The organism is Thorsellia kenyensis (genome assembly GCF_042432445.1).
Lineage (GTDB): Bacteria > Pseudomonadota > Gammaproteobacteria > Enterobacterales > Thorselliaceae > Thorsellia > Thorsellia kenyensis.
This window is the reverse complement of record NZ_JBHLXE010000101.1, coordinates 1-26,688: the sequence shown is the minus strand read 5'-3', so window position 1 is coordinate 26,688 and position 26,688 is coordinate 1. Positions and strand designations below refer to the sequence as shown.

The 26,688-nt window shown below is 35.4% G+C and carries 23 protein-coding genes and 1 pseudogene; 19 read left to right on the top strand and 5 right to left on the bottom strand.

Going from position 1 to position 26,688, the window contains the following annotated elements:
- The first annotated feature begins 7 nt into the window (after positions 1 to 7).
- The 4 genes from ACFFIT_RS10365 (at position 8) to argG (ending at position 4,912) form a co-directional block, all read left to right on the top strand.
- The gene (locus tag ACFFIT_RS10365; protein WP_385877596.1) at positions 8 to 1,033 is read left to right on the top strand and encodes an HNH endonuclease domain-containing protein; all 1,026 of its coding nucleotides are present in this window, start codon (positions 8 to 10) and stop codon (positions 1,031 to 1,033) included.
- Positions 1,033 to 1,620: a class I SAM-dependent methyltransferase gene (locus ACFFIT_RS10360; RefSeq protein WP_385877595.1), complete on the top strand. Its 588-nt coding sequence runs from the start codon at positions 1,033 to 1,035 to the stop codon at positions 1,618 to 1,620. Before ACFFIT_RS10365 ends, ACFFIT_RS10360 begins: the two co-directional genes overlap by 1 nt.
- Before the next feature lie 413 nt (positions 1,621 to 2,033).
- Entirely contained in the window at positions 2,034 to 3,002 is a 969-nt protein-coding gene (locus ACFFIT_RS10355) for a chemotaxis protein (protein ID WP_385877594.1), read from the top strand.
- A 584-nt stretch (positions 3,003 to 3,586) separates the two neighbouring features.
- Positions 3,587 to 4,912 (top strand): argininosuccinate synthase, encoded by a 1,326-nt coding sequence (gene argG, locus ACFFIT_RS10350; RefSeq protein ID WP_385877593.1) that lies wholly within the window; start codon positions 3,587 to 3,589, stop codon positions 4,910 to 4,912.
- A 257-nt stretch (positions 4,913 to 5,169) separates the two neighbouring features.
- On the opposite strand, the gene ald is transcribed toward argG, so the two are convergent.
- Complete coding sequence (ald, locus tag ACFFIT_RS10345) at positions 5,170 to 6,282, bottom strand: alanine dehydrogenase (RefSeq protein ID WP_385877592.1); 1,113 nt, start codon at positions 6,280 to 6,282, stop codon at positions 5,170 to 5,172.
- Between the two features lie 72 nt (positions 6,283 to 6,354).
- Here ald and ACFFIT_RS10340 point away from each other — a divergent pair, with 72 nt between their 5' ends.
- Positions 6,355 to 6,750 carry an MAPEG family protein gene (locus tag ACFFIT_RS10340; protein ID WP_385877591.1) on the top strand — a complete coding sequence of 132 codons (396 nt, stop codon included), beginning with the start codon at positions 6,355 to 6,357 and terminating at the stop codon, positions 6,748 to 6,750.
- Here ACFFIT_RS10340 and ACFFIT_RS10335 read toward each other — a convergent pair whose 3' ends face one another.
- The gene (locus ACFFIT_RS10335) at positions 6,751 to 7,815 is read right to left on the bottom strand and encodes a hypothetical protein (protein WP_385877590.1); all 1,065 of its coding nucleotides are present in this window, start codon (positions 7,813 to 7,815) and stop codon (positions 6,751 to 6,753) included.
- A gap of 303 nt (positions 7,816 to 8,118) precedes the next feature.
- Here ACFFIT_RS10335 and cmoA point away from each other — a divergent pair, with 303 nt between their 5' ends.
- The 6 genes from cmoA (at position 8,119) to hxpB (ending at position 15,889) form a co-directional block, all read left to right on the top strand.
- On the top strand, positions 8,119 to 8,877 hold the full coding sequence (gene cmoA / locus ACFFIT_RS10330; protein WP_385877589.1) for a carboxy-S-adenosyl-L-methionine synthase CmoA: 759 nt from the start codon (positions 8,119 to 8,121) through the stop codon (positions 8,875 to 8,877).
- Between the two features lie 369 nt (positions 8,878 to 9,246).
- Positions 9,247 to 10,236 (top strand): tRNA 5-methoxyuridine(34)/uridine 5-oxyacetic acid(34) synthase CmoB, encoded by a 990-nt coding sequence (gene cmoB / locus ACFFIT_RS10325; RefSeq protein WP_385877601.1) that lies wholly within the window; start codon positions 9,247 to 9,249, stop codon positions 10,234 to 10,236.
- Between the two features lie 189 nt (positions 10,237 to 10,425).
- On the top strand, positions 10,426 to 11,832 hold the full coding sequence (gene asnS / locus ACFFIT_RS10320; RefSeq protein WP_385877588.1) for an asparagine--tRNA ligase: 1,407 nt from the start codon (positions 10,426 to 10,428) through the stop codon (positions 11,830 to 11,832).
- A 189-nt stretch (positions 11,833 to 12,021) separates the two neighbouring features.
- The gene (gene msbA, locus ACFFIT_RS10315; RefSeq protein ID WP_385877587.1) at positions 12,022 to 13,803 is read left to right on the top strand and encodes a lipid A ABC transporter ATP-binding protein/permease MsbA; all 1,782 of its coding nucleotides are present in this window, start codon (positions 12,022 to 12,024) and stop codon (positions 13,801 to 13,803) included.
- 20 nt (positions 13,804 to 13,823) lie between these two features.
- On the top strand, positions 13,824 to 14,855 hold the full coding sequence (gene lpxK / locus ACFFIT_RS10310) for a tetraacyldisaccharide 4'-kinase (protein WP_385877586.1): 1,032 nt from the start codon (positions 13,824 to 13,826) through the stop codon (positions 14,853 to 14,855).
- Positions 14,856 to 15,223: 368 nt separating this feature from the next.
- Positions 15,224 to 15,889, top strand: coding sequence for a hexitol phosphatase HxpB (gene hxpB, locus ACFFIT_RS10305; protein WP_385877585.1), 666 nt, complete (start codon positions 15,224 to 15,226; stop codon positions 15,887 to 15,889).
- Between the two features lie 224 nt (positions 15,890 to 16,113).
- Here the strand turns inward: hxpB and mnmE are convergent, their stop codons facing one another.
- A complete protein-coding gene (gene mnmE / locus ACFFIT_RS10300) occupies positions 16,114 to 17,505 on the bottom strand; it encodes a tRNA uridine-5-carboxymethylaminomethyl(34) synthesis GTPase MnmE (protein WP_385877584.1) in 1,392 nt (463 codons plus the stop codon).
- A 292-nt stretch (positions 17,506 to 17,797) separates the two neighbouring features.
- Between mnmE and mprA the strand changes: the two genes are divergently transcribed.
- The 3 genes from mprA (at position 17,798) to ACFFIT_RS10285 (ending at position 21,184) form a co-directional block, all read left to right on the top strand.
- Positions 17,798 to 18,316, top strand: coding sequence for a transcriptional repressor MprA (mprA, locus tag ACFFIT_RS10295; protein ID WP_385877583.1), 519 nt, complete (start codon positions 17,798 to 17,800; stop codon positions 18,314 to 18,316).
- Between the two features lie 68 nt (positions 18,317 to 18,384).
- A complete protein-coding gene (locus tag ACFFIT_RS10290) occupies positions 18,385 to 19,614 on the top strand; it encodes an EmrA/EmrK family multidrug efflux transporter periplasmic adaptor subunit (RefSeq protein WP_385877582.1) in 1,230 nt (409 codons plus the stop codon).
- 61 nt (positions 19,615 to 19,675) lie between these two features.
- The gene (locus ACFFIT_RS10285) at positions 19,676 to 21,184 is read left to right on the top strand and encodes a DHA2 family efflux MFS transporter permease subunit (RefSeq protein WP_385877581.1); all 1,509 of its coding nucleotides are present in this window, start codon (positions 19,676 to 19,678) and stop codon (positions 21,182 to 21,184) included.
- 97 nt (positions 21,185 to 21,281) lie between these two features.
- On the opposite strand, the gene cobO is transcribed toward ACFFIT_RS10285, so the two are convergent.
- On the bottom strand, positions 21,282 to 21,878 hold the full coding sequence (cobO, locus tag ACFFIT_RS10280) for a cob(I)yrinic acid a,c-diamide adenosyltransferase (RefSeq protein WP_385877580.1): 597 nt from the start codon (positions 21,876 to 21,878) through the stop codon (positions 21,282 to 21,284).
- A gap of 419 nt (positions 21,879 to 22,297) precedes the next feature.
- Here cobO and glyA point away from each other — a divergent pair, with 419 nt between their 5' ends.
- The 5 genes and pseudogenes from glyA to ACFFIT_RS10255 form a co-directional block, all read left to right on the top strand.
- On the top strand, positions 22,298 to 23,566 hold the full coding sequence (gene glyA / locus ACFFIT_RS10275) for a serine hydroxymethyltransferase (RefSeq protein WP_385877579.1): 1,269 nt from the start codon (positions 22,298 to 22,300) through the stop codon (positions 23,564 to 23,566).
- A gap of 126 nt (positions 23,567 to 23,692) precedes the next feature.
- Entirely contained in the window at positions 23,693 to 24,946 is a 1,254-nt protein-coding gene (gene icd, locus ACFFIT_RS10270; protein ID WP_385877578.1) for an NADP-dependent isocitrate dehydrogenase, read from the top strand.
- Positions 24,947 to 25,190: 244 nt separating this feature from the next.
- Positions 25,191 to 25,451, top strand: a complete 261-nt coding sequence (locus tag ACFFIT_RS10265) for a type II toxin-antitoxin system RelB/DinJ family antitoxin (protein ID WP_385877576.1) — start codon at positions 25,191 to 25,193, stop codon at positions 25,449 to 25,451.
- Complete coding sequence (locus tag ACFFIT_RS10260; protein ID WP_385877575.1) at positions 25,451 to 25,714, top strand: Txe/YoeB family addiction module toxin; 264 nt, start codon at positions 25,451 to 25,453, stop codon at positions 25,712 to 25,714. Before ACFFIT_RS10265 ends, ACFFIT_RS10260 begins: the two co-directional genes overlap by 1 nt.
- Before the next feature lie 137 nt (positions 25,715 to 25,851).
- Positions 25,852 to 26,019, top strand: a pseudogene (locus ACFFIT_RS10255) (isocitrate/isopropylmalate family dehydrogenase); the annotation flags it as partial.
- 183 nt (positions 26,020 to 26,202) lie between these two features.
- Here ACFFIT_RS10255 and ACFFIT_RS10250 read toward each other — a convergent pair.
- Positions 26,203 to 26,688 (bottom strand): IS1634 family transposase (locus tag ACFFIT_RS10250; protein WP_385877574.1); only part of this gene is annotated, 486 nt, incomplete at its 5' end.

Sequence of the window (26,688 nt, the reverse complement as noted above, 5' to 3'; positions counted from 1 at the left end):
AAAATACATGTCTAACTTGCAAGAAGAGTTTTACCTTTTTTCTCCTAGTCAAGTAAATTATTGGAGAGCAATAATTCTTTTTGGAAAAAATACGGCCACCTACAAATTTGCTTTAGCAAAAGCCATACTAGAATCTCATCATAACAACAATGATTTAATCACTTTAGAGCAAATTGCCTTACCATTTAGTGTAAATATTTGCAGGCATTTAACCAATTTCGAACGTCAAATTACCGCAAAAAACAGTAAATATCTTGAAGCTTGTAAAAATTTTAATCTAAAATTAATTGATGAAGATGAATTAATAAATTGTACGTTGAAGTATGGGTTCAATCATGTTTTTGATGCATTCCATAATATAGCTGGAAAAAATATTGAAAATTTATTTTTTATTGATGAAAGAAAACATAAGAAAAGTATACGAATTACAGAGAACTTATATAAGCTAGTAGAAGAAAATCCAGTGCAAATGTTGTATGATGAAACTGAGTCAAGATGGAATCTGGTTGAATTTGCTTGGAATAATAATTTAAGTACATCATTAATTGAATATGACAACGAAACAAACTTTTTATTTGATAGATCTTCCCGCAGAATTAATCTTACATCAACTCATTCATCATTAAATGGATATCAAAAAGGGAAATGTTTTTATTGCTCACAAAAGATCAGTATTAATAAAAAGGATATAAATTACGCTGATGTTGACCACGTATTACCCTTTAAACTTTCTCAATTTAATGAATTTAAAAACTTAAATGGTATTTGGAATTTAGTACTATCCTGTAAAGAATGTAACAGGGGACCGAATGGTAAGTTTGATAAAATTATTCATCTAAAATACTTGGTTAAATTACACAGAAGGAATGAATATTTAATAACTAGCCACCATCCATTAAGAGAAACTCTTATCAAACAAACAGGCAAAAACACAGCTGAGCGGATTAATTTCCTACAAACTTATTATAATCATGCAAAACAACTGTTAATACATGAATGGCAGACCGATACGCTAGGAGAAAATGATTTCTAATGACTAACAATTATTATGAACAATTTGCTGAAGATTTCATAAAAAATACAATCAGCGTTGATATGAGTGAACTATATAAACCTTTTCTAGTTAATTTGCCTGAAGGAGCTTTAATTCTAGATGCTGGTTGTGGTTCAGGCAGAGATAGTTTGGCCTTTAAAAAATTGGGATATAAAGTAACATCGATTGATGCATCAGAAACAATGGCTCGTTTTGCAACAAAAATTGTCGGCGATGAAGTCTATTGCCTGTCTTTTAAAAATATTAATTTTGAAAAGACTTTTGATGGTATATGGGCATGTGCAAGTCTTTTGCATGTTCCTAAAAATGAATTAGTAAGTATTTTAAAAAAACTTTCCAATGCATTAAAAATAAATGGAATTATGTATATGTCTTTTAAATATGGCTTTACAGAAAGAAATTCATGTGATGGTAGATTTTTTCTAGATTTAGATGAAAAACTGTCAACAGAGCTAATTACCCAAATCGATATACTTAGCATCCATTCTATTTGGGTAACTGAAGATAAGCGTTCTGATAAGAAAGATTCTAAATGGATAAATATTCTTGTAACTAGAAATCAATAATATCCAACTGATTTCTTTAACCCTAACTATAATATTTTGTTACAATTTGATTAAAGTACAACGAATTATTTCCGATAGGTCTTTTACCTACTCACTTGAATATGTTAAAATAGAACTGAAATATCTGTTTTTCTATGACATTAAGCAAATCCTGTATATGTATTTGTGTTAACATAGAATGACAAAAGGGTATAATTCTTAATACTTTAAAATATGAAGCGCTTAATACTATGGAAAATCATAATGGGCATCATCAAAAAGAACGGAATGATATTAAGTGATACTCGATCCAGTACCTAATTTAATTATTAAAGTTTAATTCTAAAATTTTCAGTATCCATTTAGGATTGATAACAGAGCTTTTACTTCAAAGCTTAACAAAATAAATCATTTAGAAGATATGAAGGTAAAATATGTCAAACTCATATAATTCAATGCAAGAGATCGATGAACGCGCTAGTTTAACTAATAATAACAAATTTGAACTCCTCCTTTTCAGATTAGATAGCAGTAACGAACTTTATGGCATCAATGTATTTAAAGTGAGAGAGATTATGGTTATGCCCTCTATCACTAAAATTGCCAGAGGTCCAGAAATGCTACTCGGAATGGCCGAAATTCGAGGCCAAGTACTCCCTGTAATTGACTTGCCTAAAATGATTAATGGAGGTGTTTCTGAAAAAAAACCAAACATCCTTTTAATCACTGAATACTCTCGTTCAACCCAAGCGTTTGCTGTAGAAGCCGTTGAAGAAATTGTACGATTAGAATGGGGCCAAGTCGTTTCAGCTGAACAAAACACTGACGGTGGATTTGTAACTAGTATCGCACGTTTTGAAAATGAAAAAGGCTTAAACCTTGTTCAAGTACTTGACGTTGAAGAAATTCTGCGCGAAGTGCTTCCAGGTCGTCAAAATGAAGATTCTGCCAGCAAAATGCAAGAGCGTAGTGTATTTATCAAACCTGGAGCTAAAGTATTGGCTGCTGATGACTCTGGATTTGCTCGTGCTCTTATTGAGGGCAGTTTGAAGTCTTTAGGTCTTCCTTATATAATTGAAAATAATGGTTTAGATGCTTGGAATACTATCTCATCTATGGCTGAGGCAGCAGAGAAAAACGGTAAAAGTATTACCGATGAGATTGCTCTTGTTCTTACCGATCTTGAAATGCCTGAGATGGATGGTTTCACGCTTACCCGTAAAATAAAAGCCCATAAAGACATGAAACAAATTCCTGTGATAATACATTCATCTCTATCTGGAAATGCAAGCGAAGATCATGTGCAAAAAGTGGGTGCAGATGCTTATGTTGCAAAATTTGTAGCAAACGAACTGGCCGATGTAATTCAAAATGTGATGAGTAACTCTCCTATCAACAAATAATTTCTCTCTAGGATCATTTTATTCTAATGAAATGATCCTAGAATTCACTTATGATTCTTTTTCAAAATCATAAGGCTTCCTCTAACGTTTTATACTTAATTATTTAACTGTTCATTTAATTAAAATTTTTTAGGTTTTTACTTTTGTTTGATTTTTTTTTAATCACCACTTCGCTATGTCCCTAAAAAACGCTTATACCCAATCCAAATCAAGATGCAGGTTTTGGTATTATTTACCCCCCCACTCAATGGGGATTGAGAAACTATCTACACATACAAATTGAAGTAACTCAAGTATAAACCCAATTTAGAAATAAGCACCTATTAACAAAATGAATTATTTAACAATTTCTTACCCTTCTATTCAATCTTAAATCTAATCTTTAGGCACAAACATTTTAATCAGGTATAAAAATATCAATTTGCAGTTTTAATTATGCATAAATATGCAATAAAAGTGATTTTTTACTTGATTATTTGCATGATTTATTGTTTACTATTCATAGTAAAATTTGCTTTAAGATAAAGATCATACTCCGTACTTTCACAGGACATTTGTCCTCCTAAACTAAAAAAGGTTTGTTTATGTCAGTAATTATGCAATCTATCCCTGTTAACCAAAAAGTGGGAATAGCCTTCTCTGGTGGGCTTGATACCAGTGCAGCAATTCATTGGATGCGCAAAAAAAATGCCATCCCTTTCGCTTACACTGCTAATCTTGGTCAACCTGATGAAAGTGATTATGACAGTATCCCTAAAAAGGCATTAGAATATGGCGCTGAAAAAGCTCGTCTAATCGACTGCCGGCCTCAACTCGCAGCCGAAGGAATAGCCGCTATTCAAAGTGGTGCTTTTCATATCTCTACAGCCGGTATAACCTATTTTAATACAACCCCTATTGGTCGGGCTGTTACCGGTACAATGCTTGTTGCAGCAATGAAAGAAGACGATGTGAATATCTGGGGCGATGGAAGTACCTATAAAGGAAATGATATTGAAAGATTTTATCGTTATGGTTTACTTGTTAATCCCGATTTACGAGTATATAAGCCGTGGCTAGATCAAGCATTTATTGACGAATTAGGTGGACGTGCTGAAATGTCTGCTTTTATGACCGCAAGTGGATTTAACTACAAAATGTCAGCTGAAAAAGCCTACTCAACGGACTCTAATATGCTTGGCGCTACCCACGAAGCTAAAGATTTAGAATTTTTAAATAAAGGCCTACATATCGTCGAACCAATTATGGGTGTTGCTTTTTGGAAAGATGACGTAATAATTAAAGCGGAAACTGTCACGGTTCGCTTTGAAGAAGGCATTCCGGTTGCCTTGAATGGTATAGAATATAAAAATGCCGCCGATTTAATTATGGAAGCAAACAAAATAGGTGGACGCCATGGCCTTGGTATGAGCGATCAGATTGAAAATCGTATTATTGAAGCGAAAAGTAGAGGCATTTATGAAGCCCCTGGTATGGCGCTTTTATTTATTGCTTATGAAAGATTAGTGACGGGGATCCATAATGAAGATACTATTGAGTTGTATCGTGAAAATGGTAGAAAAATTGGCCGCTTACTGTATCAAGGTCGTTGGTTCGATTCTCAAACGTTAATGTTAAGAGATGCAGCGCAGCGTTTTGTTGCTAAAGCTATCACAGGAGAAGTTACATTAGAATTAAGACGCGGTAATGATTATTCAATCCTAGACACTGTATCGCCTAATTTAACTTATCACCCTGAACGTTTGACAATGGAAAAAGGAGAATCCACATTCTCCCCACTAGATAGAATTGGTCAATTGACCATGAGAAATCTTGATATAACAGATACAAGAGATAAATTATCTGTTTATGTTAATGCAGGAGTTTTATCATTGAGCCAAGATAAAAGCTTGCCATTTATTAAAGAGTAACTCAATAAACGTTAAGTAAATTTCCTTCGTTTTGATATGAGAATCGGTGTTATTAATAATCAATTCTCATATTGAAATGGTAAAACATTCACAAAATTATTTGCAGAATGATTTGTAAAACTAATTCTATACTTAATAGAAATAAAGATGCAGGTTTGAGTAATGTTTAGCGCTCACTAAATGTGCACTAGGATCCTAACCACACCTGCAACTTGAAGTAACTCTAGAATACTAATTACTCAGCACTCTGTTTTTTATTACCAAATAGACGTTAATTGCTGGTATGGTAAATTGAATGTTGCACTCACACCTTCATGAGTCACCTTACCTCTAAAAATATTTACCCCATCTTGAAGCCCTTTATTCACTTTTATAGCTTCTAGCGTACCTAATTTTGCTAACTTATGGATGTAAGGTAAGGTAGCATTACATAAAGCAAATGCCGCAGTTCTGGCAACAGCACTAGGCATATTCCCTACGCAATAATGAACTATTCCTTCAACTTGATATGTTGGGTTATCATGGGTAGTGGCTTTAGATGTTTCAAAACATCCACCTTGATCAATGGCCACATCAACCATAACACTTCCTGGTTTCATCACTTTTAACATTTCTTTAGTGACAACTTTTGGGGCTGCTCCGCCTGGAACTAAAACTGCTCCAATAACTAAATCAGCGGATTGCAGTGCATTAGAAATGCTTTGTTCTGTAGCGAAAACTAAATCTATTCTACCCTGGTATTCATTATCTAACCTTCTAAGAACAGCGATATTTTTGTCAAATAAAGTAACATTTGCCCCCATACCTACTGCCATCCTAGCTGCATTACTACCCACACTGCCACCACCAATTATCACTACATTTCCTGCCCCCACTCCTGGTACTCCTGAAAGTAAAACACCACTTCCTCCATTAGCTTTATGTAATGTCGTAGCACCTGCCTGAATAGCCATTCTGCCTGCAATTTCTGACATGGGAGATAAAAGAGGAAGCATATGCTGTTCATCAGTAACTGTTTCATAAGCAATACAGATAGATTGACTATTAATAAGTGCTTTTGTTTGCTGTTCATCTGCAGCAAGATGTAGGTAAGTAAATAAAGTATGATGCGGTTTTATTAACTTAATTTCTTCAGGTTGAGGTTCTTTAACTTTAATAATGAGCTCAGCCTTTTCAAAAATTTCAGCTTCATTACCAAGGATTTGTGCCCCTGATTCTATATATTCGGCATCAGTTATTCCAATGTCTAAACCCGCTTTGGTTTGCACAAAAACGTGATGACCTGCTTTTACTAATTCTCTTACTCCACTTGGAATAAGACCTACTCGATACTCATGATTTTTTATTTCTTTCGGGACACCGATCAACATAATTTTATCCTCTGTTTTAAATGTTTTTGGCTTCTGGTAAACTGATTAAAAAATAATTAAAGGAGCGGTTAAATGATAAGTGCTTTGTATATTGCCATCTTTGCTTTACTACTTGCCATCTATAAAATCCAGGTAATCAAAATACGTAGACAATACACCATTTGGCACGGTGACGGTGGTTTTTTTGATTTGCAAGTTGCCATAAGAATTGAGCGCTATGCGTTAGACATTTTCCCAACAACTTGCTTGCTGATGCTTACCCTTGAGATGAATAGCTCAAATTATTTACCATTGCATGTTTTAGGTATAATGACTTTTTTAAGTCGTCTTATTCATTCTTATGGACTGAAGCATCATGACTTTGGATTACGCAAAATTGGTGTCAGTGTTACTTTACTTACCTTTATCTTACTAGCTCTGTTTAATTTATATTACTTACCGTGGAGAGACTTTATTGTAATAGAATAATTATTTTTTCTTATCCGTTGGCAAAATAGTATCAAGTAAGTTGCGTTGAGGCAAAGTTGCGATATTAATTTTACCAATTCGAATGTCAAATTCGTTATCTTTATGGCAAGCATCGGTTATTTGGCTCCACTCATATTTTTTATCCTCAATATAAGCAATAAAATCACCAAATACGTCGCTCAATTCTTCTTGTTGCATAATGTCATCCAACATTTTTTGCGAGTAATCTTCTGCTGTCATTGAGTCATTTTCATCCTCGATCACCTCAAGTAATTGCCTAGAATCAAAGGTTTCTTCTGCTGATATTTGGCTAAAAGACTCCGTTAGAATTTCTAATTTTTCATTTTCAATCCTTGAAATTTCAGGTGTTGGATAGTAAAGCCCTCTTTTGAGTAATCCTTCTAAAAAATCTTTTAACAAGCAATCTTGTACCGCTTCAATGAAACTGCCATGCGTGGAGAATTTTTTAACTCCTTTGAAACGATGGTTAAATAACCTTTTTTGGCTCATCTCACTTTGAAAATCGATAACGTAATGATTTGGATCTATAATAACAGGTAAATTTTTAATCGCTTGTATATCACCATCTATGGTATAAGCATTTTTATCGTTTGTAATATAACCATAACCTTTCATTACTGTTTCAAAAACAAATCCTTTCGCTAAAGTATCTTCACGGTTTAAAAATAATTGAAAATTTTCTTCACTAGAAAAATCAAAAGGGACAACAGGGGTTGCAATTAAAGTTACAGCTGAAACACTTATCCATTCTAGATCGACTTCAAGCTCAGTTGGCTTTCTTATTTCAGTTAAATAAGCATCAATATCTATCCCTAACATTCGACTTAAAAACTCGGACCAAGGAGCAATAGCCAATAAAATATCAGCTAAGGTCGTGCCTTCTTCACACACTACTGGATGATTCAGAAAATCAAATAAAAACAGTGGATCGTCTTTTAATTGCAGATATTTTTGTATGAAGGCTAAAGGAATAGTTTCCTTTGGTGAAAATTCTGCTTGTAATCTCAATATGCCATCTTGGCAAAATACCAATTTTCCTTCCACGCGTTCGTTCTCCTTTTTATGACATGAATGAAATAATATTAACATTTTTAACTAAAACAAGCGATGAATAAAAGCAGTAAAAACTAGGAAAGCATCATAGATAAGATCATGTTATACTATTTTGTAGTAAAAATGGTTTTGGTTAAATTGCAATAACAAACTAGCCATGTTTTACATCGACTAATGCATTTCAATAAAGGCCTCTTACGGGTTTATAAACGCTTTTGGTTACAAAATTTTCTAGCTACGACAATAAAATACTATAGAAACCCTAATTACTTAACTAATCTCCTTCGAACACTTATGAATAAAGATACTCTATTTTCAGTTCCAATCGATCAACTTGGAGATTGGACGTTTGATGAAAAAGTGGCTGATGTTTTTCCTGATATGATTAAACGTTCAGTCCCTGGTTATTCCAACATCATTACCATGATTGGTATGCTTGCTGCAAGAACTGTGACGAAAGAAAGCAATATATACGATTTAGGCTGTTCGCTTGGTGAAGCAAGCTTAGCAATTAGACAAGCAATCAGTGGTCATTTTTCAACACAAACGGATGGGGTTAGAATCATCGCAGTAGATAATTCTAAGGCCATGGTGGACAAATGCCAGCAACGAGTCAGAGGGTATCTTTCTAACGTGGAAATTGATGTATTAGAAGCGGATATCAATCATATTGAAATTACCAATGCTAGTGTTGTGGTATTAAATTTAACCTTGCAATTTATTCAACCTCAATTAAGATTAGCACTGATCAAGAAAATCTATGCGGGCCTTATTCCTGGTGGCGTTTTAATCTTATCGGAAAAAATTCGTTTTGAAGATCCTCTTTTAGATGAGCTACTTTTCAATATGCATCATGATTTTAAACGCGCTAATGGATACAGTGAGCTTGAAATCAGTCAAAAAAGAAGTATGCTTGATAATGTGATGATCCCTGATTCATTATTCACGCATGAAAATCGTTTTAAAGAAGCGGGATTTTCGCACTACACTCAGTGGTTTCAATGCTTTAACTTTAGTTCATTTATTGCTTTTAAAGATCGTGAAACGGCATAATTAACTTTTTTATTTTAAAATCATTGTGCGAGAACGATTGATTATTAATTAATTTTAGCTAAAAACCCGTTAACTATAGTGGTTCGACAGATCTAAAAAGTTCCATTGGTGCGGCCAAAAGTTGGCTTGAATAGCCTTGCATAAATGTAGTGGGGCTGTCGTGTATGCACATGAAGGCTTGCCTAAATCCACGCTATCAGTGATTGTAACCAATGAAATGGGAAGCATCGCTCTTTTAGGGTATTGGGCAGCCGCCTATTATACTTTTATATTTTAATAGCAGTGAACGCTAAAAATTGCCTAGGTTAACAATATAATTCTTCATTTTATATTTTTTAAGGGGTGTTAATGAGTCAATCGGTCAAACGTATTGTTGATGAAGCATTTAAAGAACTCTATCAAGAACTGACCAACAGTCATCTAATCCATTGGTTAGATACTTTACCTAAGCAGTTAAGTGATTGGTCAAAAGATTGCGCAGCAAGTCATCCAAGTACTCCTAAACATAGATGGTACAAATCTATTACTCATCTTCCCGTTATCCAAAGTGAGTTAATAGAACTGAAAGATAAATTTAAAGTCCAAAGTACCGAAAAATTAACCATTGGAGAAAAACAAGGTGCCATTCACCAATTAAAACAACTAATGCCCTGGAGAAAAGGACCATTCGATATCCACGATATTTTTATTGATACTGAATGGCGTTCTGATTTTAAATGGGATAGAGTCAAGAATCATATTACCTCTCTTGAAGGAAGATGGGTATTAGATGTGGGATGCGGTAGTGGATATCATCTATGGCGTATGTTAGGAGAAGGGGCAAAAGCAGTTATAGGTATTGATCCTACCGAACTCTTTTTATGCCAATTTTTGGCAATTAAAAAACTGATTAACCAAAAATTACCCGCATATTATGTCCCGTTAGGTATAGAAAACTTGCCTGCTCTTGAGGGCTTTGATACCGTTTTTTCAATGGGTGTACTCTATCACAGAAGATCTCCTTTAGATCATTTATTAGATTTAAAAAATCAATTAAAACCAGGTGGAGAATTAGTTCTGGAAACCTTAGTTATCGAAGGAGATGAATCTCAAGTACTAGTTCCTGTAGATAGGTATGCTATGATGAGTAATGTCTATTTTTTTCCATCAATCAAAGCCATCACACTTTGGCTGTCGAAAATGGGATATGTAAATATTCGAGTCGTCGACGTAAATAAAACAAGTTTCGAAGAACAGAGAAAAACTGAGTGGATGCAAAATGAATCGTTATCTGATTTTTTAGATAATCAAAATCCAAGTTTAACTAAAGAGGGATATCCTGCCCCCCTTAGAGCCGTTTTTATAGCAAATAAGCCTTAATTTTAGATACAAGCCACTTAGGACAGTTGAATTACATTGATATATATCTTTACTGATAAGTCGTAAATTGTTAAGATTTACATCATTAGTCCGATTTTTATAACTTTTTTAAGTTTACAGAAAACGCACCCTATTTTTTTCATCTAAGCATGCAAGATGCTTACAGTTTTTAAGAGAGATAATTAAACTATGACTACCCCTGTCTATTCAGTTGATGACGTTATTAAAGGTAAAGCAGCCATTGGAAGTACAATTATGGTCAGAGGATGGGTACGTACTCGCCGAGATTCTAAAGCTGGCTTATCTTTTGTAAATGTTTATGATGGTTCTTGTTTTGATCCTATACAGGTTGTTGCACCTAATACCTTAAACAATTATGAAAATGAAATTTTAAAACTGACAACTGGCTGTTCAGTTGAAGTGACAGGGACTGTAGTTGATTCTCCAGCTGAAGGTCAAAATATAGAGCTTGCAGCAACGCATTTTACTGTTGTTGGTTGGGTTGAAGATCCTGATACTTACCCAATGGCTCCTAAGCGCCATACAGTGGAATATTTAAGAGAATTTGCCCATCTTCGTCCAAGAACCAACCTGATTGGTGCAGTAGCCCGTGTACGTAACTGCTTATCTCAAGCGATTCATCGCTTTTATCACGAAAATGGATATATCTGGGTCTCTACCCCAATTATTACTGCATCAGATACAGAAGGCGCAGGTGAAATGTTCAGAGTGTCTACTTTAGATTTAGAGAATCTACCTCGCACGACAGAAGGAAAAGTAGACTTTGATAAGGATTTCTTTGCTAAAGAGTCGTTTTTAACCGTTTCAGGGCAGTTAAATGGCGAAACCTATGCTTGTGCCTTATCTAAAATATATACGTTTGGCCCTACCTTTCGGGCAGAAAATTCTAACACGACTCGTCATCTTGCTGAATTTTGGATGGTTGAACCAGAAGTGGCTTATGCAAATTTAGATGATGTGGCTAAGTTAGCTGAAGACATGTTGAAATATGTTTTCAAAGCTGTGCTAGATGAGCGCATGGATGATATGGCATTTTTTGCTGATAGAATTGATAAAGAAGCTATTACACGCTTAGAGCAATTCGTTTCTTCTGATTTTGCTCAGGTTGATTACACTGATGCAATCACCATATTACAAAACTCAGATCACTCTTTTGAAAACCCTGTTGAATGGGGTATTGATTTAGCATCAGAACATGAGCGCTATCTTGCGGAAAAACATTTTAAAGCTCCTGTTGTAGTTAAAAACTATCCAAAAGACATTAAAGCTTTTTATATGCGTCTAAATGAAGATGGTAAAACAGTGGCTGCGATGGATGTTCTTGCACCAGGTATTGGTGAAATCATTGGCGGTTCTCAGCGTGAAGAACGTTTAGACAAACTTGATGAACGTTTAGAACAGATGGGACTAAATAAAGAAGATTATTGGTGGTATCGTGATCTAAGAAGATACGGTACTGTGCCACATGCTGGTTTTGGGTTAGGATTTGAACGTTTGGTCGCTTATGTTACTGGTGTTCAAAATGTACGTGATGTTATTCCATTCCCTCGTACTCCTAGGAATGTCCTCTTTTAATCTTTTGATTAATTAAGATACACTATTGCCTCATCTCTTTTCTAAGTCACCTACAAAACGATTTTGGTGACTTAGTTTCTGATTTTATAAATCTTCTAATAAGAAATGCACACATCAGATATTGAATGAGCACATAACATGACTTAATTAGTTATGAATATTTTTTAGCTATTAACATAAAAGACTCGCATGACAGATATTAATACCAATAAAACGCCTCAACCCATAGATAAAGATTTAACCACCTGGCAAACATTTAAAAGGTTGTGGCCTAATATTTCTCCTTTTAAGGCAGGGATCATCGTAGCATCTATCGCATTAATCATTAATGCTGCAGGTGATGCGTTGATGATATCTATGCTGCAACCACTTTTAGATAATGGTTTTACGGGGAAGGATCCGAATTTATTTGTTTGGTTACCTCTTTTAATTATTGGAATTATGGTCATAAGAGGATTAAGTGGCTATATTTCAAGTTACTGCCTAGCCTGGGTTTCTGGGCATGTTGTCATGAATATGAGAAGGCAACTATTTCAACATTTGATGAAGATGCCCGTCTCTTTTTTTGATAAAGAATCTACTGGTGCCCTTTTGTCTCGTATTACCTACGACTCAGAACAAGTGGCTTCTTCATCATCAAATACTCTTGTAACTCTTGTTAGAGAGGGTGCTTCGATTATCGCTCTTTTCGCTGTTATGTTCTACTATAGCTGGCAGCTATCACTCATTCTTATTTTTATAGCTCCCTTTGTTTCCTTTATCATCCGCTTTGTATCAAAACGGTTTAGAAATATCAGTAAAAACATGCAAAATGCAATGGGATCAGTAACTACCAGTGCAGAGCAAATGCTCAAAGGACATAAAGAGGTGCTCATTTTTGGTGGCCAGGAGAGTGAGAAAAAACGCTTTAATAAAGTAAGTAATCATATGCGCCAACAAAGTATCAAGTTGGTTTCTGCAACAGCAATCGCAGATCCTATTATTCAATTAATAGCTTCCTTTGCCTTGGCATTCGTACTCTATGCAGCAAGTTTTCCTAGTGTTATGCAAAGCGTTAGTCCTGGCTCTTTTACTGTGGTTTTTTCTTCTATGATAGCCTTAATGAGGCCTTTGAAATCATTAAGTAATGTTAATGCACAATTCCAAAGAGGGATGGCTGCGTGTCAAACACTATTTTCTTTAATTGATACTCCAACAGAAAAAGACAATGGCACTATAGAATTAGATAGGGTTAAAGGAGATATTACTTTTGAGCATGTGTCATTTACATATGAAAATAAATCTGAATATGCGCTAAAAGAGATTAATTTATCTATCACATCAGGTCAGACAATCGCTTTGGTCGGTCGGTCAGGTTCTGGTAAATCAACTCTGGTCAGTTTATTAACACGCTTTTATGATCATACAACTGGCCGCATTACCATAGATGGAACAGAAATTAAAGACTTCACTCTTGCCTCTTTGCGTAAACAAATAGCATTAGTCTCACAGCATGTTCATCTTTTTAATGATACCATAGCAAATAATATAGCCTATGCAACCGATGACAACTACACACGTAGTGACATAGAAAATGCTGCCAAATTAGCTAGTGCAATGGATTTTATTGCGCAGTTCCCTGACGGTTTAGATACCATGATAGGTGAAAATGGCGTCCTTTTGTCAGGAGGACAGCGCCAAAGGATCGCTATTGCAAGAGCATTATTAAAAGATAGTCCGATACTAATTTTAGATGAGGCTACCTCTGCACTTGATACTGAATCAGAACGAGCAATACAAGAAGCTTTATCGACTTTGCAAAAAAACAGAACTTGTCTTGTCATCGCTCATAGATTATCCACGATAGAAAATGCCGATGCTATCCTAGTCATGCAAGATGGGCAAATTGTTGAGCAAGGTCAACATACCGAACTTTTAAATCAAAACGGTATTTATGCTCAATTGCACAAACTACAATTTGGCAATAACTAATAAGACTATTGAAATTTTTTATGCAAAAACTTGCTCATTATCTTTGGTTTAAAAGTAAATTTGTTTACCGACTGCTTTTACCGCTCAGCTGGTGTTATGCTTTAGTTGTCATTATCAGACAGCGACTATTTCAGTTTGGCTTTTTGCATAGTTATCGTTCAAAGGTACCTGTTTTAATCGTTGGAAATATCACTGTTGGTGGAAATGGTAAAACACCTGTTGTACTTTGGATAATTGAGCAATTGAAAAAATATGACATCGAAGTTGGTGTCATAAGTCGTGGTTATGGTGCAAATCCTCCTTTTACCCCTTTCCTGGTTGCTGACTCGAATGATCCTAAAGTTACAGGTGATGAGCCGATGCTTATTTATGAAAGAACTGGGGTAGATGTGGTCATATCTCCTAACAGGCAAAAGGCGATTGAGCTTATTTTACAAAGAAGTCCTGATGTCAAACTAATCATTAGTGATGATGGCCTACAACATTATGCTCTTAAAAGAGATATTGAATGGGTTGTGATAGATGCAAAAAAACAATTTGGAAATAAACACTTTCTCCCTGCAGGCCCTCTACGTGAATCAATTCGCCGTTTAAGATCTATTGATGCCGCGATTATAAACTATGGTTCGAATAAAACGCTGACTCAGAATCAGTCTATCGTTGAACTACCCTCTTCTATCCACAAAGCCTTCTTATTTTTAGAGCCATTTGATGCGGTAAATCTCCTTTCAGGGGATACTAGAAAGTTGAGTGACTTTACAGACGTTAATGCAATTGCAGGCATAGGTTTTCCTGAAAGATTTTATACTCTTCTGCAAGAAAACGGTATAAATGTGGTCGACACCAAAGATTTCAAAGATCATCATATATTCGAGCATCAAGATTTAGTCAGCTTTAAAAAAAGCAACTTACCCCTTTTTATGACAGAAAAAGACGCCCAAAAATGTAAGATATTAGCCACTGATAATTGGTGGTATGTGCCTGTAAAAAGTGTTATTCCAGCTCAATCAGGTGAAGTATTAATCAACCAATTGCTAAAGAAACTTCATTAAAAAAGCTTCATGTTTTTCCCTTAAAGCTTCATGTTTTTCCCTTTTAGTTCATTATATTTAATTAATTGTGTTTTTTAATTTGATATAAAATACTTAGATATCAGCAAATACTGCAGCTCTCTATTTAACAGGTTAAACGATAACAAGATGTACTTGCTGTTTACTACAAGGACTTTAGCATTATCATTATTGTTTTTACTTTTTCAATTTAGCCCTATGTTAAACACTTCTTCACAAAAACTAAAAAAAATTCAATTAACTAGCTTATTCTCTAAATAATTAAGCGTGTATTAAAACTGCATACTGAGTATAATAAATCATACATTTAGACACATATCATAACCACATATCACAACTAAGGAGTAATCATGCTACACCAAATTAAAATTGATGCAGTGATCTTCGATATGGATGGAATTTTAATTGATTCGGAACCTTTATGGAAAGAAGCTGAAAAACAAGTACTTGCGAGTTACAATATAGACAGTACAATTCAAGCAAGATTACTTGACACAAGAGGACTGAGAGTCGATGAAGTTGTGCGCCTTTGGATTCAGGCGGCTTCAAAGACCGGTTTAGAATTAACACAACTTATAGAACAGGTTCATTTAACAGCTAAATCTCTAATTGAAAAAAATAAACCAGCTCTACCTGGAGTAGAGCATGCTTTAGAGTTATGCAAATCTCACGGATTAAAAATAGGGTTAGTCTCTGCATCACCGCAAAAAATCATAGACGACGCACTTTCTTCATTAGGTATTACCCACTATTTCGATGCAGTGGTCTCATCTGAAAATATGGTTAATTGTAAACCGCATCCAGAGGTTTATTTAGAAACAGCTAATTTACTGGATGTTTCAGCACTTTCTTGCGTAGCGATTGAAGACTCCGTTGATGGAATGATCGCATGCAAAGCAGCTAGAATGCGTTCTATTGTCGTGACGCCTGAAAAAGGATTTAACGATCCACGATTTGGATTAGCCGATTTTCATTTAACATCATTACTTGATCTTAGCAAGAAACATTTTAGCTAATCACTTAAAGTTTTTAAAAAGTCTGTGTTTAAAGAGTCAGTGTTTAAAGAGTCAGTGTTTAAAGAGTCATAGTGCCGCTTTAAACACTTTCTAAATTCATTTTTAGCTAACGTTAAAAACCCGTACTAAAAAAAATTCTTCAAATCAAGATATCCCACCCTTTCTCAATGTGAATTTAGGATATTAGCCTAAGCATACTAATCTGTTTAAGTTTCTTAGTTTGCCTATTTTCCAATGCAAAAATTTGAAAAAATTCGGCCAAGCAAATCATCGGAGGTGAATTCTCCAGTTATCTCACTTAAAGATTGCTGAGCTAGGCGTAATTCTTCTGCTGATAACTCTAATGCCCTTGCCCATTCTAATTGCTGCTTAGCTTCTAAAACATGATCAAGAGCCGAAGTAATAGCCTGTAAATGCCTTGCTCTTGCAATAAATCCACCCTCTTCTGTGGTTTGATAACCTACTGCTGATTTTAAATGCTCTTTAAGTATATCTAACCCAGCCTCAGTTTTAGCGGACAAAGAGATAACATCTAAAGTATTATTGTCCTCACTGAGATTAGATTGCAAAAGACCTAAATTTTCATCTGTTAAGTCAGCTTTATTTCTAATGACAGTAATTGGCAAATGATGTGGTAGTTGCCCCAAAAATTCAGGTAATAGGGCTTGTATATTATACGAATCACCAATGCTATATTCAGTAGCATCGAGCATAAGAAGTAAATGATCTGCTTTTTGTATTTCATCCCAAGCTCTTTGAATACCTATTTGCTCTACTTTATCACTGGCCTCTCTTAGGCCTGCTGTATCTATAATATGCAAAGGCATCCCATCAATATGAATGTGTTCTTTTAGAACATCACGAGTCGTACCTGCTATATCAGTAACAATTGCAAGATCTTCTCCAGCTAATGCATTAAGCAAACTGGATTTACCAGCATTAGGTTTACCAGCGATAACTACACGCATACCTTCTCTTAGCAATACGCCCTGTTTTGCTGATTTTTGGACAGCTTGAATATTCGTAAGCACTTCATCTAATTGTTTGATTAAAAGACCATCGGATAAAAAATCAATCTCTTCATCAGGAAAATCGATAGCCGCTTCCACATGAATCCTAATAACTATAAGCGAATTAACTAGTTCATGAACTTTTTTAGAAAAATCTCCTTTTAATGCATTGACCGCTGAGCGAGCCGCTTGCACTGAGGTTGCATCGATTAAATCAGCAATTGCTTCGGCTTGTGCCAAATCAATTTTATCATTCAAAAATGCTCTTTGAGTAAATTCTCCAGGCTTTGCAATCCTTATGCCATCAATCGATAATATCTCTTTGAGTAACAAATCAAGTACAACAGGACCTCCATGACCTTGCAGTTCAAGAACATCTTCCCCGGTAAAGGAATTGGGGCTCTCAAAAAAGAGTGCGATTCCTTCATCAATCACTTGTTGATTAGCATCTCTAAAAGGGCGATATTCAGCAACGCGAGCTTTTGGAAGATAACCGATGATTTTTAGTGCCACCTCACTGACTTTTTTTCCAGACACTCTAAGTATGCCTATCCCCCCTCTTCCAGGAGCTGTTGCTTGCGCAATGATTGTATCTTTTTCCGACATTTCCTTAACCATCCTTATGAAAAAATATTTCTTTTCTGATTATACCTTGATCTTACGTAGCTCAGCAATCTACGAGTAACATTTTCTTTTCATTACAGAAAAAAAACTTTTTTGAAAAAAAATCAGTAGTCAAATGAGAAAGATAAGCTTACAATCATTAGTAAGTTGAGTAACTGAAGTTACTATTGATTTATTCAATAAGTAACCACCCTTTAAATAACAATAATATTGTAAAGTAGCCAGAACGTGTAACTTCTTGCGCTTTATAAAATAATAAAAAAAGGATGAACCCATGAATTTAACTAATACATCATTTAATAGTATTGAAGAAAGAATAAGAGAGTACGCCAAAAGAGACAGTAGCTATCCCCTTCAAGCAATGTTGATGTATCGAATGCACGTCCATATTCACCAAAAAATTCAAGACGCCAGGAATCGAATTTTAAAAGAGTACAATATTACCGAAACCATTTTTATTGCATTAATCATCATCGATTCAAAAATAGAAAAAATGATTCAGCCTTCATTGTTGAGTGAAATTTTAGGGTTATCTAAAACCTCTGCAACTCGAATTGCTGATGAACTAGTGAAAAATAAATGGGTAGAACGATACTATACCAAGGAAGATAGACGTTGTATTTTCTTAAAAATCACCCCACATGGCCTGGAATTTTTAGAAAGAATACGCCCTAAACAATTTGAAAACCTAGTGACAATTTGTTCGGCTTTAGATGAAAATGAACAAATCATTTTTGAAAAGCTCTCCAGAAAAATCTTAGCAAAAGTTGAATCATTAGAAAACCAAGAATAAAATCTTGAGGAGATTAAAATCCCAAATGATAAAAGATAAAACTAATCATTACGATTTAGGAGATGAGTATGGAAAATAAAGACAACACTCCAAACGAAGTTAAAAAAGAGACAATTCATCGTTCTGATGATAATAGCTCCAACTCAACACAAAGAAATTCAAAAAAAAGAAAATTTGCTCTTTCATTACTTTTTTTGATAACTGCTGGGGGAATATCAATCTACAGTGGACATTGGTTTTTATCTGGCCGTTTTCATATAGAAACTGATAATGCTTACGTGGCAGGTAACCAAGTTCAAATTATGCCTGAGATTACTGGCATGGTTAACACGATACATGCAGAAAACACTGATTATGTTCAAGCCGGTGATCTACTGGTTACCTTAGATAGTACTGATGCGGAGCAAAGATTTGAGAAGGCAAAATCCATACTAGCCACCTCGGTAAGACAGATTAATCAATCTCAATTTCAAATAAAACAATATGAAGCGATAGTTTTAGAAAAAGAGACTGAATTAGCTCAAGCCAAAAGAGATTTATCTAGAAGATCACAATTAATCCAGTCAAATGCAATAGGAAAAGAAGAACTCCAACATGCTCAAGATGCGGTTAAATTAGCGCAAGCAGCCTTTGAAGCGAGTAAACAAAATTTATTAGCCAATAAAGTTTTAATACAAGATACCCCTATCGAATCTCAGCCCTCTGTAGTTAAAGCTGCATCAGAACTCAAAGAAGCTTGGATTGAACTTGAGAGAACCAAAATTACAAGTCCAGTCTCAGGCTATGTTTCTAGAAGAAGTGTACAAGTAGGTTCTCAAGTCGTTCCAAGCATTCCACTCATGGTGATAGTCCCCTCGGATAACTTTTGGATAGAGGCTAACTTTAAGGAGACTCAACTATCCAAGATGCGCATAGGTCAAAAAGCTGAGGTCACTACAGATTTATATGGTAAGGATGTTAAATTTTCTGGTGTTGTGAAAGGAATAGACATGGGAACAGGTAGCGCTTTCTCCCTTTTACCTGCTCAAAATGCTACAGGTAACTGGATTAAAATTGTCCAACGTGTACCAGTTAGAATTGAATTAGATAATAAAGAACTTGCTAATTATCCTTTACGCATAGGTCTTTCAACAAACGTTAATGTTAACATTAAAGACAGCTCAGGTGCACATCTCGCGGAATCTAAGGGTAAAACACATTATGAAGCCGATAGTGCTTCTTTTGATATGCTTGAAATTGAATCCTTAATTAATCAAATCATTAAAGAAAACACCTCTGATTTCAAACTTACCCTTTAATTTTTTATGTTTGATATTCTATTAAGCACCTTTTTAATCCTGTCGTAATGAAGGAGTTTATATGCAACCTCTAGAAGGCAAAAAGCTAGGTTGGCTTACTTTAGCCCTTTCATTAGCAACCTTCATGCAAGTATTAGATGGAACGATTGCAAATGTTGCCTTACCGACCATTGCAGGTAATTTAGGGGCCTCTAGCTCTCAAGGTACTTGGGTGATAACATCATTTGGTGTTGCAAATGCTATTTCCATTCCTTTAACAGGCTGGTTAGCTAAGCGTATTGGAGAAGTCAAATTATTTTTATGGTCAACCGTGCTATTTATTATCGCTTCATGGCTTTGTGGCCTATCTAATAGCTTAGGTATGTTGATTATTTGTCGAATCTTACAAGGTCTTGTAGCTGGCCCTATGATGCCCCTCGCGCAAAGCCTCCTACTAAATAATTATCCATTAGCTAAACGAAGTATGGCGCTTGCTCTATGGTCTATGACTGTTATTGTCGCCCCGATATTTGGTCCAATTCTTGGTGGCTATATTTCCGATAATTACCACTGGGGATGGATCTTCTTTATCAATATTCCTATTGGTTTTTTAGTTGTGATTTTGGTGTTTAAGATACTAAAAGGTAGAGAAACAAAAATCCAAATTCATCCTATTGATACAATTGGCCTCATTTTACTTGTCTTTGGTGTTGGTTCTTTGCAATTGATGCTTGATCAAGGAAGAGAATTAGATTGGTTCAATTCTACTTGGATTATTTCACTTAGCATTTTTTCAATAGTTTCTCTCTGTGCTTTAGTGATATGGGAACTCACAGATAAAAATCCAATCGTGGATTTAAGTCTCTTCAAATCCAGAAATTTTACTATAGCCACTTTATGCGTGTGCCTAGCATTTGTTTTTTATTATGGAAGCATGGTACTCATTCCACAATTACTTCAAACTGTTATTGGCTTTAATGCGACTTGGGCAGGTCTAGCAGCAGCACCAATTGGAATTATTCCGATTGTCCTTGCTCCTATTATTGGGAAGATGGGGCATCGTCTAGATATGCGCATACTGGTTACTTTTAGTTTCCTTGTCTATGCAAGTACCTTCTATTGGCGGGCTGTTACGTTCGGTCCAGAAATGACTTTTGGAACCACTGCTTGGCCTCAATTTTTCCAAGGCTTTGCTATAGCCTGCTTTTTTATGCCACTTACCACAATTATGCTTGCGGGATTACCTGCTGATAAAATTGCAAGCGCCTCAAGTTTATCAGGTTTTCTAAGAACAATATCCGGTTCAATTGGTGCTTCCGTTGTGGCTAATATGTGGAGTACTCATGAAGCAAAGCACCATACAATTTTGGTTGAAACAATATCACCATATAATTCACTTTATCAAGTGATGCAAGAGAAACTTCACTCATTAGGTCTGAGTTATGAGCAAGTCATTTTTTATTTAAACCAAAAAGTCACACAACAGAGCCTTATCATGGCAGCAAATGACATATTCATCATCGCAGCTCTCGCTTTCTTAGCACTTATCATTTTGGTTTGGTTTGCTAAACCTCCATTTACTGGTAAATAGCAAAGCGAGGATGATGCAATAAACGTATTTAAGGACAGAACTGACTATCTAGAACTGATATGTATTACGGGGGGACTCCCCCATCCTAATAATTAAGTTACCAGTCTATTCCCTTTTGAGCTTTTATACCTGCATCAAATGCATGCTTAATAGGTCTCATTTCTGTAACAGTATCAGCCAATTCAATGATATCTCTATGGCATGCTCTTCCTGTGATAATGACTGTTTGGTGATTGGGTCTATTTTTTAAAGCTATTAAAAGTTCCTCTAAATCAAGATAGCCATAAGTGATCATATACGTAATTTCGTCTAGAATAACTAAATCCAATTGAGAGTTAGCCAACATTTGCTTTGCCTTTCGCCATACTTCTTGGCAAGCTAATGTATCAGATGCTTTATCTTGAGTCTCCCATGTAAAACCTGTCGCCATCACATGAAACTCTACTCCCAAAGGTTCTAATAAATTCTTTTCGCCATTTTCCCAAAGACCTTTGATAAATTGAACTACGCCTCCTTTTTTATTATGTCCTAATGCTCGAGTCAGTGTTCCAAAAGCAGCAGTGGTTTTTCCTTTACCATTTCCAGTATTTACAATTAAAATACCTCTTTGTTCATTCGCTTTTGAAATCCTTTCATCAACAGCTTCTTTAAGACGCTGTTGCCTTTTTTGGTGCATTTCATTTTTATCTGTCATTCTGTTTCCCTATTTTAAAAAAATTATTATTATTGGTACTTTTTGTCTGCTATTTTCATGCTACAATGAATCAATGTAACGTTTTTTTATAATAAAATCATCTGTCGTTTTTTCTCAGCTTAAGGTTAACTTTGCTGAATGATTAAAAAACAAATAGCACTTGGGAATGAATTCATCAGAGATTCAACAAACCACTTTGAGATACAATAACTTGCGACGTCTTAATCGTCTATGTTAAGCATCAGCTTTTGAAACTAAAAAATTTGTGGTCGTTGCCCCACAGTAGATGAATAGTAGTATACAATGCCATTATCCAATAATGAACACAATTCAGATGAATGAAATTCAAAGAAATGGCCTAAATACTTTTAATTTTTCAACCTATCTCTTTTTATCTTTTACTTCTATAGGAGTTAATCATGCTAGATCGTAACATGAATATTGCCGATTATGACCCAGATTTATACCGAGCAATGCAAGATGAAGTCATTCGTCAAGAAGAACACATCGAACTTATCGCTTCAGAAAATTATACCAGCATGCGAGTTATGCAGGCACAAGGCTCACAATTAACCAATAAATATGCCGAAGGATATCCTGCAAAACGATATTATGGTGGGTGTGAACATGTTGATGTAATTGAAGATTTGGCGATTGAAAGAGCAAAAAAACTTTTTGGCGCTGATTATGCAAATGTGCAACCTCATTCTGGATCCCAAGCAAACTTTGCTGTGTATTCAGCACTTTTACAGCCTGGCGACAAAGTATTGGGGATGAACTTAGCACATGGTGGCCATTTAACGCATGGAGCGCCAGTTAACTTCTCAGGTAAATTGTATGACATCATACCTTATGGAATCGATGCGGAAGGAAAAATCGATTATGAGGAGTTGGCTAATTTAGCAGAAACTCACAAACCTAAAATGATCATAGGAGGCTTTTCAGCCTACTCTGGTATTTGTGATTGGGCCAAAATGAGGGAGATAGCTGATAGTGTTGGCGCTTACTTATTTGTGGATATGGCTCACGTTGCAGGTTTAGTTGCCGCTGGAGTTTACCCTAATCCAGTACCGCATGCTCATGTGGTAACTACAACTACTCATAAAACGCTTGCTGGTCCTCGCGGAGGACTAATTATAGCTAGTGGTGGCAATGAAGAATTCTACAAAAAATTAAATTCTTCTGTTTTCCCTGGCGCGCAAGGTGGTCCTTTGATGCATGTAATCGCAGCAAAAGCGGTGGCATTCAAAGAAGCGATGGAACCTGAATTTAAGACTTATCAACACCAAGTCGTTAAAAATGCAAAAGCGATGGTAGAAATTATCAAAAATCGTGGCTATAAAGTAGTTTCTGGTAATACTGAAAACCATCTTTTCCTACTTGATTTAGTCGATAAAAATCTAACAGGTAAAGAAGCTGATGCTGCATTAGGTAGAGCTAACATTACTGTGAATAAAAACTCTGTACCTAACGATCCAAAAAGTCCTTTTGTCACTTCCGGAATCCGCATAGGTTCCCCATCTATTACTCGCCGTGGTTTTGATGAAAATGACGCTAAAACTTTAGCAGGCTGGATATGTGATATTTTAGATGCAATGCAACAAAGTCCTGAAGCATTAGACATTGCAATTACTAAAGTAAAACAAGAGGTGTTAACTATCTGTAAAAGATTACCAGTATATAAATAAATCTCATTTAAGCGACGCATTGGCGTCGTTTAATTTTTTAATAATTTGAATTTTCACCCAGCAATAAGACGTTATAAATTAAACTTAAATATAGTTTAATCCCATAATAATTACTAAGGAGATGTCATGCAAAGTAAAGTTACTGTTCCTTCAGAAGGTCAAAAAATCACTATAGATGCGCAAGGTAAATTAAATGTACCTAACAATCCTATCATTCCTTTTATTGAAGGTGATGGGATTGGAGTCGATGTATCACCTGTTATGATCAAAGTGGTCGATGCCGCTGTTAATAAAGCATACAAAGGCGAGAAAAAAATATCTTGGATGGAAATTTATACGGGTGAAAAATCCACTCAAATCTACGGAAGTGATGTATGGTTACCAGAAGAAACATTAGAGTTTATTCGCGATTACCGAGTGGCAATTAAGGGTCCTTTAACGACTCCAGTAGGTGGTGGGATTCGTTCTTTAAATGTAGCATTAAGACAACAACTTGATCTCTACATTTGTTTACGTCCTGTACGTTATTATACTGGTACACCTAGCCCTGTAAAACAACCTGAATTAACTGATATGGTTATTTTCCGTGAAAACTCTGAAGATATTTATGCAGGAATTGAATGGAAAGCAGGCTCAAACGAAGCAAATAAAGTCATTAAATTTTTACAAGAAGAAATGGGTGTGACTAAAATTCGCTTCCCAAATAACTGCGGCATTGGTATTAAACCAGCCTCAGAAGAGGGTACTAAACGCCTTGTACGCGCTGCGATTGAATATGCTATCGATAACGACCGTGACTCTGTAACAATAGTACACAAAGGTAATATAATGAAATTTACTGAAGGTGCTTTTAAAGATTGGGGATATGAAGTTGCTGCTAAGGAATTTGGTGCTGAATTAATCGATGGTGGCCCATGGATGAAATTTAAAAATCCCAAAACAGGCAAAGAAATTATTGTGAAAGACTCAATCGCTGATGCTTTCTTACAACAAATTTTATTGCGTCCTGCTGAATATGATGTGATTGCTTGTATGAATCTAAATGGCGACTATATTTCAGATGCACTTGCCGCTCAAGTAGGTGGAATAGGTATTGCGCCGGGAGCAAATATTGGTAGCGAATGTGCTCTTTTTGAAGCAACACATGGTACTGCTCCTAAGTATGCAGGACAAGATAAAGTAAATCCAGGTTCTATAATACTATCTGCTGAAATGATGCTCCGTCACATGGGCTGGTTTGAAGCGGCTGATTTAATCGTCAAAGGCATGGAAGGCGCGATTGCGGCTAAAACGGTCACTTATGACTTTGAACGTCTGATGGATGGTGCTAAGTTATTGAGTTGTAGTGAATTTGGCGACGCTATGATCGCAAACATGTAATAAATTTATTTTTTTGGTTACATAATTAAGGCGCCAATTGGCGCCTATTTTTCAACCTAATTTATTCTTCTCCAAAATCGCTCCAAAACTCTTCTTCAAAAATCGGCATATCTGCAAATCTTACTAAATCAATCACTAATTTCAAACAACCATTAAAAAAGCAATGATATAGAAATGATATTGTTTGACATTAAATATAAAATTGATTACAATACACCCAGAATTCTTATTCAAGGAGCATACTATGGTTAACTTACAAATACGTTTAGAAAATGAATTAAAAGAAAAGGCACAAGAAGTTGCTAAAGCAATGGGCATGGATTTGACAACTGCTGTAAGAATATTTTTAACTCAAATGGTCAATGAGCGTGCACTACCCTTCAGACCAGAATTAGACCTATTCTATAGTCCTAGTAATCAAAAAGCATTAACACATTCTTTATCTCAATTAGAAAATGGCGAAATCATTAGCAAAAGCCTAAAAGACTTACAAGGGATGGAGTAGTGAATATAGACTTTACCCCTCAAAGTTGGGAGGAATATCAAAATTGGCTAACACTAGATAAAAAAATAACTAAAAAAATTAATTCATTACTTAAAGAAATTGTACGCACTCCTTATGAAGGGAAAGGAAAACCAGAGGCTTTGAAAGGCAATTTGTCTGGTTGCTGGAGTAGAAGAATAGATGACAAACATCGTCTAGTTTATAGAATTATAGAAGACCGTTGCCAAATCATTCAATGCTTTGGTCATTATGGTGATGATTAGAATTAGTAATTCACTCTCCAAAACTACTTTTTATTTGCATACATAACAATGCATTAGAGTTTGGTATTTTGATGTTGTCACATAGGCAGATTATTTAAATATTATTTACTTTCAGTAACTTAATGATTTAAAAGTAAATGATGCTCCGTCACATGGGTTGGTTTGAAGCGGCTGATTTAATCGTGAAAGGAATGGAAGGCGCGATTGCGGCTAAAACCGTGACTTACGATTTTGAACGCTTGATGGACGGCGCTAAATTGTTGAAATGTAGCGAATTTGGCGACGCCATGATCGCAAATATGTAATGCGTTTATTTTTTTGATTACATAATTAAGGCGCCATTTGGCGCCTTTTTTCTACCTAATTTTGTTTTCTCCAAAATCTATCAATAAACTCTGAACTGATCTAAATATCTAACGTTGCTTTACAAAAATTCATTGTCATCAATAGTAATTCTGTCTTTCCGCACTATATTTTATAATTATTTCTCAGGTTAAAAATGGTTGTTTTTTAACCTCCCTATATATTGACTCGTAGGGTTCTCCTTTCAGTCTAATGATATGTCTATGTTCTTCATCAATACCCTTGATATACTCAGTTGTTTTGTCCACTATCAAACATTTAATCTTAGTGAATTTCAAAAACAACCATTTCAACGTTGGATTATCTGTTTGTTTCTTCACACTATTCGTGATGGTTTTCTTATTCTCTTTGAGTGTCGTTCTGATTTGATGCTCTAGACCAGCATAAATCATCAGTGCTGTGGTCATTAAAAATAATAACGCTTCTATGCGACTTGGTTTTTCAACAAAAAATGATGAGGTCATGAATGAAGGATCGTTTAAGAATCTGAACCCTCTCTCGACTCTCTGCTGGGATTTATATAAGCTTAATAATTCATGCATATCTGGTGTATTATCAATATCATTCGTACTTAAGATGAATATGCCTAATTTGAGCTTGGCTTCCTCTAG